Origin of the sequence: Defluviimonas salinarum, from assembly GCF_026013545.1 — a bacterium.
In the GTDB taxonomy this organism is placed as follows: Bacteria; Pseudomonadota; Alphaproteobacteria; order Rhodobacterales; family Rhodobacteraceae; genus Albidovulum; species Albidovulum salinarum.
The window spans coordinates 110,414-121,763 of record NZ_JAPDOG010000013.1 but is presented as its reverse complement, the minus strand read 5'-3'; the positions used below and the strand labels follow the sequence as shown (position 1 = coordinate 121,763).

15 protein-coding genes and 1 pseudogene are annotated in these 11,350 nt (G+C 65.9%); 7 read left to right on the top strand and 9 right to left on the bottom strand.

Annotated elements, in window-relative coordinates:
- The first annotated feature begins 38 nt into the window (after window positions 1–38).
- The 5 genes from OM960_RS14930 to OM960_RS14910 all read left to right on the top strand — a co-directional run bounded on the left by OM960_RS14930 (window position 39) and on the right by OM960_RS14910 (window position 3,173).
- Entirely contained in the window at window positions 39–593 is a 555-nt protein-coding gene (locus OM960_RS14930) for a L,D-transpeptidase (protein WP_264772504.1), read from the top strand.
- Window positions 594–787: 194 nt separating this feature from the next.
- Window positions 788–1,372, top strand: a complete 585-nt coding sequence (locus tag OM960_RS14925) for a L,D-transpeptidase (protein ID WP_432759521.1) — start codon at window positions 788–790, stop codon at window positions 1,370–1,372.
- Window positions 1,373–1,900: a c-type cytochrome gene (locus OM960_RS14920; RefSeq protein WP_432759520.1), complete on the top strand. Its 528-nt coding sequence runs from the start codon at window positions 1,373–1,375 to the stop codon at window positions 1,898–1,900.
- A gap of 83 nt (window positions 1,901–1,983) precedes the next feature.
- Window positions 1,984–2,448 (top strand): c-type cytochrome, encoded by a 465-nt coding sequence (locus tag OM960_RS14915; RefSeq protein WP_264772502.1) that lies wholly within the window; start codon window positions 1,984–1,986, stop codon window positions 2,446–2,448.
- Complete coding sequence (locus OM960_RS14910) at window positions 2,445–3,173, top strand: DsbA family protein (protein ID WP_264772501.1); 729 nt, start codon at window positions 2,445–2,447, stop codon at window positions 3,171–3,173. The genes OM960_RS14915 and OM960_RS14910 overlap by 4 nt, the downstream gene beginning before the upstream one ends.
- 23 nt (window positions 3,174–3,196) lie before the next feature.
- Here the strand turns inward: OM960_RS14910 and OM960_RS14905 are convergent, their stop codons facing one another.
- On the bottom strand, window positions 3,197–3,403 hold the full coding sequence (locus OM960_RS14905) for a heavy-metal-associated domain-containing protein (RefSeq protein ID WP_264772500.1): 207 nt from the start codon (window positions 3,401–3,403) through the stop codon (window positions 3,197–3,199).
- Between the two features lie 290 nt (window positions 3,404–3,693).
- Here OM960_RS14905 and cueR point away from each other — a divergent pair, with 290 nt between their 5' ends.
- Window positions 3,694–4,119 (top strand): Cu(I)-responsive transcriptional regulator, encoded by a 426-nt coding sequence (gene cueR, locus OM960_RS14900; RefSeq protein WP_264772499.1) that lies wholly within the window; start codon window positions 3,694–3,696, stop codon window positions 4,117–4,119.
- Window positions 4,120–4,364: 245 nt separating this feature from the next.
- Here the strand turns inward: cueR and OM960_RS14895 are convergent, their stop codons facing one another.
- Both OM960_RS14895 and OM960_RS14890 read right to left on the bottom strand, forming a co-directional pair.
- Window positions 4,365–4,844 (bottom strand): cobalamin biosynthesis protein CobQ, encoded by a 480-nt coding sequence (locus OM960_RS14895; protein WP_264772498.1) that lies wholly within the window; start codon window positions 4,842–4,844, stop codon window positions 4,365–4,367.
- Between the two features lie 221 nt (window positions 4,845–5,065).
- Window positions 5,066–5,701 carry an efflux RND transporter permease subunit gene (locus OM960_RS14890; RefSeq protein ID WP_264772497.1) on the bottom strand — a complete coding sequence of 212 codons (636 nt, stop codon included), beginning with the start codon at window positions 5,699–5,701 and terminating at the stop codon, window positions 5,066–5,068.
- An 84-nt stretch (window positions 5,702–5,785) separates the two neighbouring features.
- Here OM960_RS14890 and OM960_RS14885 point away from each other — a divergent pair, with 84 nt between their 5' ends.
- Window positions 5,786–6,229 (top strand): YqaA family protein, encoded by a 444-nt coding sequence (locus OM960_RS14885; RefSeq protein ID WP_264772496.1) that lies wholly within the window; start codon window positions 5,786–5,788, stop codon window positions 6,227–6,229.
- A gap of 41 nt (window positions 6,230–6,270) precedes the next feature.
- Here OM960_RS14885 and petA read toward each other — a convergent pair.
- The 6 genes and pseudogenes from petA to OM960_RS14855 all read right to left on the bottom strand — a co-directional run.
- A pseudogene (petA, locus tag OM960_RS14880) lies at window positions 6,271–6,826 on the bottom strand (ubiquinol-cytochrome c reductase iron-sulfur subunit); the annotation flags it as partial.
- Window positions 6,827–6,987: 161 nt separating this feature from the next.
- On the bottom strand, window positions 6,988–7,710 hold the full coding sequence (locus OM960_RS14875; protein ID WP_264772495.1) for a copper-binding protein: 723 nt from the start codon (window positions 7,708–7,710) through the stop codon (window positions 6,988–6,990).
- Between the two features lie 55 nt (window positions 7,711–7,765).
- Window positions 7,766–9,103, bottom strand: a complete 1,338-nt coding sequence (locus OM960_RS14870) for a multicopper oxidase family protein (protein ID WP_264772494.1) — start codon at window positions 9,101–9,103, stop codon at window positions 7,766–7,768.
- A gap of 16 nt (window positions 9,104–9,119) precedes the next feature.
- Window positions 9,120–10,586, bottom strand: a complete 1,467-nt coding sequence (locus OM960_RS14865; RefSeq protein ID WP_264772493.1) for a TolC family protein — start codon at window positions 10,584–10,586, stop codon at window positions 9,120–9,122.
- Entirely contained in the window at window positions 10,586–10,819 is a 234-nt protein-coding gene (locus OM960_RS14860; RefSeq protein WP_264772492.1) for a hypothetical protein, read from the bottom strand. The genes OM960_RS14865 and OM960_RS14860 overlap by 1 nt, the downstream gene beginning before the upstream one ends.
- A gap of 97 nt (window positions 10,820–10,916) precedes the next feature.
- Window positions 10,917–11,315: a hypothetical protein gene (locus OM960_RS14855; RefSeq protein ID WP_264772491.1), complete on the bottom strand. Its 399-nt coding sequence runs from the start codon at window positions 11,313–11,315 to the stop codon at window positions 10,917–10,919.
- Window positions 11,316–11,350: the final 35 nt, after the last annotated feature.

Here is an 11,350-nt window from a genome sequence, read left to right as displayed (position 1 = left end):
TTTTGGAAGGCCCCGATTTGAACAGACGCACTTTCATCATGACGATGGCCGCCGCCACCGCGATGCCGGGAGGAGCCGCAAGGGCGCACCCGCCCGGCCCCGGTTACACGCTTCCGGACGAATTCCGGCCACGCGTAGTCCCGATCCGCGCCGGTTTCGCGCCCTACGAGATCCATGTGCTGCCGAGCCGCTTCGCGCTTTATTTCACGCAGGAGGGCAACAGGGCGATCCACTACACGGTGGGAATCGGGCGCCCCGGTCTCTATCACGCCGGCGCCTTCTATGTCGGCGCCAAGAAGGAATGGCCGAACTGGAAACCGACCGCGGAGATGATCGAGCGCGAACCCAACCGTTATGCACAATTCGCCGACGGGATGCCGGGCGGGATCGACAATCCCCTTGGCGCGCGGGCGCTCTACCTTTTCGAGCCCGGGCGCGGCGACACGATGCTGCGGATTCACGGGACAAACGATCCCACCGCCATCGGTCGCGCGGTTTCCAATGGCTGCGCGCGTCTCGTCAACGAGCAGATCGTGGAACTCTATGACCGCGTGCCGATCGGCGCGCGCGTGTTACTCTATCCGCAAGAGTAAGGCTGCGGGGATGGTTCGCCTTCGCGTCCACGCCGCATCCGCGGCTGCGGCGGGCCTGCGATGGCCGTCTGCCGAGAGGTCGCTGCGACACTTTTCCACGCATTGGAGTGCCGAAAGCGATTGACCCTCCAGCGCTGGAAGGCCGCTAAAATTTCAACAAACGGTCCCGAGACAACGGAACGAAGAGGCAGTAAATGGCAAGATCCAGCGATCAACACTGGAACCGACGGTGGTTTCTCGCAATGTCCGCGTCGGCGATCACGCTGGCCGCTCCGGGCGTCTCGCGCGCCCAGGAGTTCGACTCCGACGAGTCGTTCAGCCGCCGCAACGTCTCGTCCTTCAAGCTGCACGACTGGCGCGACCATTTCGATGCGCTCGGCAAGGGGATTCTGCTCGCGGACACCAATGCGCGTTTCCTTCAGCACTGGGCAGCCGAAGGCGGGATGCGGGTTTATCCGACCTCGGCTCCGCTTACCGACGAGCTTACCCGGCGCGGCTATACCGAGGTGGTGCGAAAGGTGGACGGGCCGAGTTGGGCGCCGACGCCGTCGATGAAGGAGCGTAACCCCGAATGGCCCGACTACGTGGGGCCGGGGCCGGACAACCCGCTCGGGACCCATGCGCTCTACCTGTCGTGGCAGTACTACCGGATCCACGGCACCAACGATACCCGCAAGATCGGCCGACGCTCGTCGAACGGCTGCATCGGCCTTTACAACGAGCAGATCGCGGAGGTCTTCGCACGAACACCGGTGGGCACCCAGGTCAAGTTGATCTGAGTGCGACCGACCCATGCCGGCGGGTTCACGCGAGGACAAACAGGAAAGGAACGGACGGAAAAGGATATGAACAAATCTGCCTGGGCGATCCTCGCCTTCTTTATCATCGGCGCCGTCGCCTTCGTCTGGAATTCGATGGGCCCGCCGCAACCGCAACCCCAGACGCATTCGATGACGCCCCCGAATACCAGCGGCATCGCCAAGGGGGCGGCGATCGTTCAGGTCGCGCTGCCAAGCGCGCTTTCGGCGGAAGCTGAGATCGGCAAGCGGGGCTACGAGGCGAAATGCGCCAGCTGCCACGGGTCCAACGCCGCCGGCCAAAATGGCGTCGCGCCGCCGCTCGTTCACAAGATCTACGAACCCGGCCACCATTCGGATATCGCGTTCGTGTTGGCCGCGAAGAACGGGGTGCGCTCGCATCACTGGAACTTCGGCAGCATGCCCCCGGTCGAGGGATTGACGGACGCCGACGTCAGATACATCGCCCGCTATGTGCGCGAACTTCAGCAGGCCAATGGCATTCGCTGACACGTCCCGGCGGAACGCGCCGCGGGGGAGGATCGTACCTTGGGCCTTTTCCAGCAAGGCTTCCTGAGGGTGGAGAGGACAGTATGAAAGCCGGTCTCGCGACCGTCCTGGCCTTAAGTCTTGCGGTGATCGCCGCGGCTGCGTGGTATCTTCCGCGCGGCCCGGTCGCGGAGGATGTCGCGGCCGGAGAACGGCTCTATGCCGAGAACTGCGCTTCCTGTCACGGTGCCGATCTCGAGGGGCAGCCCGACTGGCGTACGCCGGGGCCGGACGGGCGCCTTCCGGCACCGCCGCATGACGAGTCTGGCCACACCTGGCATCACGGAGACGGCATGCTGTTCAGCTATACCAAGCTGGGCGGCAAGGCGGCGCTTGCCGCGCGGGGCGTGAAATTCGACAGCGGCATGCCGGGCTTTGCCGATGCGCTGAGCGACCGGCAGATCCGGGACATCCTGGCCTATATCAGATCGACATGGCCGGACCGGCAGCGCGAGGTTCAAGCGGCCCGAACCGCTGCCGAGCGCCTTGAGGGAGACACGGGCGAATGACCGAGATAATGCGCAGACTATTCCTTGTCGCGGCATTGGCCATGCCGATCGCCGCGCAGGCCGGCGAACTCGACGAGGCGCGCGTGAAGCAACTGGTCTACGAGGCGATCCGGGAAAACCCAGACATCGTCATGGAGGCTCTCGCGGCCCTTCAGCAGAGGCAGGCCGAGGCCGAGACCGCCGCGAAGGCCGATGTTCTGGCGAATGAACGCGAGTTGATCGAACGCGACCCGAACGCGCCGGTCGCCGGCAATCCCGACGGCGACGTCACGGTGGTGGAGTTCTTCGACTACAACTGCCCCTATTGCCGCCGCGCCGCTCCCGAGGTCGAGGCGTTGATCGCCGCCGACACAGGAATCCGGCTCGTCTATCGGGAATGGCCGATCCTCGGCGACGGCTCGGTCTTCGCCGCGCGGGCCGCGCTGGCAGCGCGCGCGCAGGGTAAGTACGAGGAGTTCCACAAGGCGATGATGCGGCTGAACGGTCGCGCCGAGGAAACTTCGGTGCTGCGTGTGGCCGCGGAAATCGGACTTGATATCGATCGGCTAAGGCAGGACATGACGGCACCCGAAGTTGACGCGCATATCGCGACCTCAATGCGACTGACTCAGGCGCTCGGCTTTCAGGGAACGCCGTCCTTCGTGATCGGCGAGACGCTCCTGGCCGGGTTCGCCGCGCGCGAGGAACTGACGAAACTCGTTGCGGATAGCCGCGCCTCCGACTGACGTCCGGCATGTCGCCGGCCCCGTCAGTCGCCGGTGAGTGCGGTCGCGTCGTAACCTGCCTCTTTGATAGCGATGATGAGAGTTTCCGCTTCGAGCGCGCTGTCGACCGAAACCAGGCGCGCGGCGAGGTCGCAATCCACGCTCGCCATCGGATCCGCAATGCGGATCGCTTTCTGGATCGCTGCCGTGCAGTGTCCGCAGGTCATCTCGGGAACGTCGAATCTGATCATGGTCTTCTCCTGTCTTCCTGGCTGCTTCGCCTATTCCAGCGTGGGAAGGTCAAGGTGCGGTTCCGACGGCGAATCGTTATTTTCGACTTGCGCCATTGACCTTACAGTTGGTGGAAGGATTAGGTGAGTCAGCGACATTGACACGGCGTCGCCGATTGCATGGGCCGGGGCGGTCGCTGCACTTGATCGACGTCTGTTCCTGTGCCGCATAGGCGGAACCCGCCGATCAGGCGCGGGTCGACCTACGAATTCGCGGACTTGGGACGACGCCGCAGACTGAGGAGGAACGCGTGAACATCGGAGATGTCTCCCGGCTTTCGGGACTGCCGGCAAAGACCATTCGCTATTATGAGGACATAGGCCTTGTGCAGCCCCTGCGCAGCGGCAACGGCTATCGCGCCTTCCGCCAGTCGGATCTGCACAAGCTCGCCTTTCTTGGCCGCGCGCGGTCCATGGGCTTTTCCATCGAGGACTGCCGGAGCCTCCTGCAACTCTATGAAGACGGAAACCGGGCGAGCGCGGATGTCAAAGGGATTGCGTCGGAACATCTCGACCGGATCGATCGCAAGCTCGCGGAGTTGGCCGAGATGCGCAGGACGCTCGCGCATCTGATCGAGGCCTGCGCCGGCGATCACCGCCCAGATTGTCCGATCCTGGCCGACCTTGCCGCCGAGGACACGGACCTTTGCGAACCAAGCCGCCTTGCCGGCAATTAGGGCCCTGTCACGACGGTGTTTGCCACCCGGAAACAGGCGGCTGTGTCGCCGCGGCAGAAGGCGTCGCTTGCCCGCGTCCCGCCCGACGCTCGGGGAGCGCGACCGGATTGACAGCGGGCGGTCGAGATTATCGGCTCTCATCCAGCCCCATGCAGGCCGTGAAACCCGCCGGAGACGGCGATCGGCAAAAGCTGGACCGACGCCACAAAAAGGATCAACCCCCGTTCCCAAAAGAGTTTCTGGCGTCATACGAGCAACACCGTTAACGCCAGGACCAGCGCAGCCTCGAGCGGTGCGACGATGGCTCCGTAGCGCGCCGGATCCCAGTAGCTCACCGGGCTCTGGAACGCGAACTCCGACACTGGCCAGAACTGGCGGCGCGCGTCACCGTTATGAAGCAGGAAATCGACCGCGGCATGGACGAGGCCCGCGCCGGCAAAGGCCGTCGCCGCTGCCATGCGGGACCGGATCGCGAGGGCCGCGAGTGCGCCCCAGACCAGGAAGCTGTGGTCGATGGCGAAAGCCCGCTGCCAGGCTTCCGTGAAACACAGGCGGGAAAACACCTCCCGCGCCGGGATGGCTTCGATCCAGACCGACCAGCCGACCAGCACGAGCATCGAGATATCGGGCACAAGCCCGCCGGCAAGGCCCATCACGATCGTGCGCGGCCGGTCGCGGCGCCCGAAAAGCGCGGCACCGACGAGCATGTGCGCCGGAGTGTTCATGATTGCGCTCTGGGATCGTCGGGCATGGCATCGTGGTCCCGGTCTGCCGAACGGCGGCTGTCGCCGGAGCCGTCACTGCAGCGCGATCGGGCTGCCGCATTTTCGGGACCCATCGGACCGGGTCCGGGCTCCGGCGTCAAGGTAGCCCGATCCCTGACCTTCAGCCGCCCGAAAGCGGCGCTTGCCCGGGGTCGGGCCCTCTCACCGGTGCGCCGGCAAGATCAGGCCGCCATTCGCTCCGGCGCCCCCTCGCGAAGCGGGCCGCGCCCCATGCGCCATCCCTTGACGCTCCCGTAGACGGCCGGAATGACGATCAGCGTCAGGAGCGTCGAGGAGACCATGCCGCCGATCATCGGCACCGCGATGCGCTGCATGACCTCCGAGCCCGTGCCGTCGGCCCAGAGGATCGGCATCAGACCGGCCGTGATCGCCACCACCGTCATCATCTTCGGCCGCACCCGCTCCACCGCCCCGACCATGATCGCCGAATGGAGGTCTGCACGGGTCAGGGACCGCCCGCTTTCCCGCGCCGCGGTGCGTGCCTCCTCCAGGGCATGATCGAGGTAGATCAGCATGATCACCCCGGTCTCGGCGGCGACCCCGGCGAGCGCGATGAACCCGACCGCGACCGCCACCGACAAGTTGAAGCCCATGAACCACATCAGCCAGATGCCCCCCACCATGGCGAACGGGAGCGAGAGCATCACGATCAGCGTCTCGGTGAGCCGGCGGAAGTTGAGATAGAGCAGCAGGAAGATCAGCGCGAGCGTCAGCGGCACGACCAGAGCGAGCCGCTGCTTGGCGCGCTCCAGGTACTCGAACTGGCCGCTCCAGCCGAGCCAGTAGCACTTGGGCATGCGCCATGACAGGAGGAGGTCGCCTCCATCGGGAGGCGACGCCCGGGGCCAGCCGCGACCGGTTTCACTGCAGGAAAGGCCACAGTGGACGAGCTTTCCGCCTACGCGCTGATCGCCCTCTCGGCCTTTCTGTCGGCAACGCTCCTGCCGGGATCGTCCGAAGCGGTCCTGATCGGCCTTCTGGCGGCTGGAAACGGCGAGCCAGCCACGCTTGTGCTGATCGCCTCGGTCGGCAACGTGACGGGGGCGGCGGTGAATTGGACCATCGGCCGGTTCCTGGCACAGTACGAGGGCCGTCGCTGGTTCCCGGTCGATCCCGACCGCGCACGCAAGGCCCGCCAATGGTTCGACCGCTATGGCGTCTGGTCGCTTCTCGTATCCTGGCTCCCCGTCGTCGGCGATCCCCTGACCGTGATCGCCGGACTGGCGCGGGTGGGGTTCTGGCGCTTCCTCCTGCTCGTATCGGCCGGAAAGGCGGGACGCTACGCCATGATCGCCTCGGCATGGCTGCATTGGCCCTTCCCCTGAGCGGCGCGTGGCAGAAAAGCGAGGCCACAGCCCACGCCTCGGCCGAGCGTGAGAATGCCCTCGTCGGCCAGGTTCAGCTTCGGAACATAGAGGTTCTCCGGCGCCGGTCCCTTGCGGATGCGCCCGGCCGTGTCGTAGTGAGATCCGTGGCACGGGCAGAACCACCCGCCGAAATCGCCGGCGCGATCCCCGAGTGGCACGCATCCGAGATGCGTGCAGACGCCGATCATGACCAGCAGTTCAGGATGACCCGGCACGGCGCGGTTCTCGTCCATCGCGGGCGCGTCGTCTTCGACGGTTCTGGTTCCGGGCGACCTGATCGACAAGGACGCCGAGATCCTCGGCGCTGGCGGCGAGGATCTCGGCCTCGGTCCTGAACCGGACGAAGACCTGCTTGCCGCGCCACTTCACCGTCAGCTGCTTGCCGGGCGCGACGGAAGAGATGTCGACCCGGATGCTGGCCAATGCCTGCACGTCGGCCGAAGGGTTCATCTGGTCGATCAGCGGATAAACGGCGGCGCCGGTTGCGACTGCAGCAACGCCGCCAGTGGCGTAGTAGAGGAAATCCCTTCGCGAAGAATCCATTTCCCGGTCCATGATCGGAAACGGTAGCCGCTTCCAGCGCTGGAAGGTCAAGGACAATGTCCTGTTGGGCTGCAGGCACCGGCAGTCGGGACTTGCCCACCCGCCATCGCGAGGCTGTTACCCAATCGGCAGGCAAGGCCGGGACCGCAGATGCGACCCCGGCGGCCGTTTGTTTACTGCAGCCTGGTGACGGTCAGCTTGCCGTTCACGCGCGCGGCGACGAAGCGGATCTCGCCGCCTTCCGTGACGTGTTGCAGCATCTCCGGCTCGGCCATGTGGAACACCATCGTCATCCCCGGCATGCCGAGGTCGACGAGGTCCTCGTGATCGATCGTGACCTTGCCGGTCTTGGCATCGATCTTCTTCACCACGCCCTTGGTGAACGTCCCCGAGAGCACCTCTTCGCCCGGCGCGTCGGCCGGCGCGACCGCGAGCGCCCCGTGCATCCCGGATTCGTAGTGTCCCGGGATCAGGCAGGCGAATTCGAAGGTGCCGGCATTGGCGAAGGTCCAGACGATCTCGCCGCTCTCGCCCGGCTGCAGCCGCACGGCATTGGCCTCGTCGTGCTCCATCTCCGGGAACTTTTCCATCAGCGCCTTGTGCTCGGCGACCGATTCAGACGTGTCCATGACAAATTCGTGCTCAAGCTCGCCCGCGTTAAGGAACTCGAAGCGGACCGTCTCGCCCGCCGCGAACTCGAGTACGCCCGGTTCGAACAGCATCTCGCCGTCCTCGCTTTCCGTCATCGTGATCGAGATCGTCCGGGTCGCGGCCTCGGCGCTGCCCGGCATGCCGATCGCCATCATGTCGCCGTGACCGCCGGTGTGGCCGCCGCCGGCATGTGCTGTGCTTGCCGCCAGGATCAGGGCGGTGGTCATGAAGAATGCGCGTTTCATCTGCTCTTCCTTGCTGTAATCCGGCTTCGGCCGGGGTGGGTTGAACTGTTTGGAGTCACGATTTCCGCACCGGGACCTGCGTCTCGGCGCTGCCGCTGCGGGCCGGTTCCGACAATTCGCCGGTCCATTCATAGGCCTCGGTGCCGGGCGGGTTCTCGTACCAGCCGGGATCGGCGTAGTCGTCCGCACCGATGCCTTCACGCACCTTCACCACCGAGAACATGCCGCCCATCTCCAGGGGGCCGTAGGGGCCCCAGCCGGTCATCATCGGCAGCGTGTTGTCCGGAAGCGGCATCTCCATCATGCCCATGTCCGCCATGCCGGCGGTGCCCATCGCCATGTAGCCCGGCCGATGCCGTCCGATCATTTCGGAAAGACGGGTCATGTCGGCGCCGATGAAGGTCGGCACGTCATGGCCCATCGCGTTCATCGTGTGGTGCGACTTGTGGCAGTGGATCGCCCAGTCGCCCTCATGCACGGCATCGAATTCATAGGCCCGCATCGCGCCAACCGGGATGTCGATCGAAACCTCGGGCCAGCGCGCCGACTTCGGCACCCAGCCGCCATCCGTACCGGTGACCTCGAAGTCGTAGCCGTGCATGTGGATCGGGTGGTTGGTCATCGTGAGGTTGCCCACCCGAACCCGCACGCGGTCGCCCTTGCGCACGACGAGCGGATCAATCCCCGGAAAGACCCGGCTGTTCCAGCACCAGAGGTTGAAGTCGGTCATCGTCATCACCCGCGGCACCGAGGCGCCGGGATTGATGTCGAAGGCATTCAGAAGGAAGGCGAAGTCACGGTCGACCGGCATGAAGGCCGGATCCTTCGGATGGACGATGAACAGGCCGTGCATCCCCATCGCCATTTGCACCATCTCGTCTGCATGGGGGTGGTACATGAAGGTGCCGGACTTGATCAGGTCGAACTCGTAGACATAGGTCTTGCCGGGCGGGATGGCGGGGTGGCTGAGCCCTCCGACCCCGTCCATGCCCGAGGGCAGGATCATGCCGTGCCAGTGGACGGTGGTGTGCTCGGGCAGCCTGTTGGTGACGAAGATCCGCACCCGCTCGCCTTCGACCGCCTCGATGGTTGGGCCGATCGACTGGCCGTTATAGCCCCAGAGCCGGGCGGTCATGCCTTCGGCCAGTTCGCGTTCCACCGGTTCGGCGACGAGGTGGAATTCCTTGACGTTGCCGTTCATGCGGAACGGCAGCGACCAGCCGTTGAGTGTCACGACCGGGTTGTAGTCCGGCCCGGTCGATGGCCTCGGCGGCACCTGGGTCGCGGCGCTGTCGGCAAGTGCTGCCTCCGGCAGGCCCGTGTTCGAGGTCTGGCCCCAGGCGGCGGTCGAGACGAGCGCCGCGCCGGCGCCGAGGAGTTGACGTCTGTTCATCCTTTCCTCCCTTGGATCAGTGACCGGCGCTGGCAACGCCAGCCACGGAGATTGCGCCCTGGCCCGGCGCCGCCGAGCCGCCGCCGCCGTAGAGCGCGGCCATCAGGTCGGCATCGGCCAGCCAAAAATCGCGCCGCGCCGCGGCTTCCGCCAGGCTGCTGTTGAGCCGCGCCCGGATGTCGGCCAGAAGCTCGAACGTGCTGGTGATCATCCCACTGTAGCTAAGGAGCGATTCCTCCTCGATCGCCTGCCTGAGCGGCACGACCGCATCGCGGTAGTGCTGCGCGATCCGGTGCGAGGCGGTATAGGCATGGTAGGCCGCCCGCGCCTCGGAGCGGACATTGACCGCCTGCTCGGCAAGCTCGTTGGCCGCGCGCATATAGGCGAGTTCCGCCTTGCGCAGCCGCGCCTTTCCGCTGTCGAAAACGGGGATCTCGAACTCCACCTCGACCTGCGGCGTGGTTTCGCCCTCGACCGCGCCTTCATGAAGCTCGCGTTCGCGCTCGGCGCCGGCGATGACCTCAAGATCGGTGAGATAGCGCGTCGCCTCGGTCAGGCCCTGCGCCTGAGCAATCGCCTCCAGCTCCAGCCGGGCCATCGCCAGATCGACGCGCCGCTTGAGCGCCGCTTCTTCGATCCGTGGCCGCGACTGTACCTTGGCGGGCGGTTGCGGCAGGGCGTCCGGCACGAAATAGTCGACCTCGCTTCCCCACAGGCCCAGTTGCCGCGTCAGCGCCTCCTTGGCGAGTTCGGCCGCGAGCCGCGCCTGCGCCTGCTGGCCGGTCATCTCCGCATAGACCGCATGTTCGCGCGACTGGTCGGCCTTGTTGAGAAAGCCCGTATCGCCCAGCCGTGCCGCCAGTTCCGAGGCCGCGTCCGCGGTGTCCCTGGAGTCCCGCACGAGTGCTGCCGCCTCGAAGGCCGCCACCGCCTCGATCCAGGCGCGGCGGGTCTCGGCGGCGACACGCAACGTCTCGCTTGCGGCAAGAAGCTGGGCCTGGCGGAAGCGGATGTCCGCGGTCTTCAAGCGGCGGTCGCGGGTCGCAATCGCGACGATATTGCTGGCGATCGTGGCTTCGATGCTGCGATACCCGCCCAAGCCATCCGCTCCGATGCCGCGAATGCCGAGCGAGACGGTCGGATTGACCAGCATTGTCTGCTGCCAGACATCCGCAGCGGAAAGCCCGAGATCGGCATAGGCCGCCTGCAAGCCCCTGTTGTTGAGAAGCGCTACCTGAACGGCGGTTTCGACGCCGATTGTCTTGCCGTGGGTCAGCGCCTTGACGCGCCTGGCGTTCGCCTCGGTTTCCGCGGCGCTCTGCAGCCAGACGCTTTCCTTGCCGGTGGCAGTGCGGGTCGTCGCGGCGACGGTGTCGAAACCTGCCCGGGGGGCGGAGATGCCGCTCAGTCCCTGGGGTGTCGCGCAGGCCGACAGCAGCAGCGCGCCGCCGGCCCCCATAGTTGTCACAATACGAAGGCGCATCAGTTCGAACCTCCATGCATAGGCGCCGGGGCGCTGTTCATGTCCTGCCAGGGGCCGGGTTCCGACGGCAGGCGCGCTTCGAAGTCGGGAAAACCGGCCGGGCTCTGTGGCCGGATGCCGGCCGCTGGATCGGCGACGGCGATAACCGCATCAGCGGATGTGGAGCGCGCAGCATCGTCGGTCGACATGCATGCGCCAAGCGCCAGCGGCACGGATGCCGCAACAAGGGTCATTCTCATGGAGGGTCCTGAAATTGCTGGAAGTCGGGCCACCCCTCGCGCTCCGCTCATGCGCGGAGGCGAAAGGCCTGGCACTCAAGATCGGGCTGGTTCAGGCGTCTGGCGGCCGGTGAAGGGCACCGTACCGATCGGTCGCCACCAATTGCGGATGGTCGTCGATGCCGAGCGAAGCAGCGAGGCGTGCCGATTTCGGGGTCACCAGTTCATGATCCACGACCGCGGCGCAGACATGGACGCCGCAATGCAGCGCATCGTGAACGCTGTCTAGGAACCCGGCTCCATCGGTCGCCCCCGTCGCCGTAGGGGCCGCCTCGTGGGCGTGATGCTCGGGCGCATGTGCGGTTTCGACAGTGGAGCAATCCTCAGCCGATGGCCTGGAGGCCGCCGAAGCGCTGCCATAGGCAGTCGCGACAACGACCAGGGCGATCAGAATCCGCCGCAGGATATGGGCGATGACAGTCATCAACTCATCGTCTACCGCGACCCGCATGTACCGCGCAAGAAGATTATCCCGCCACACTGCCC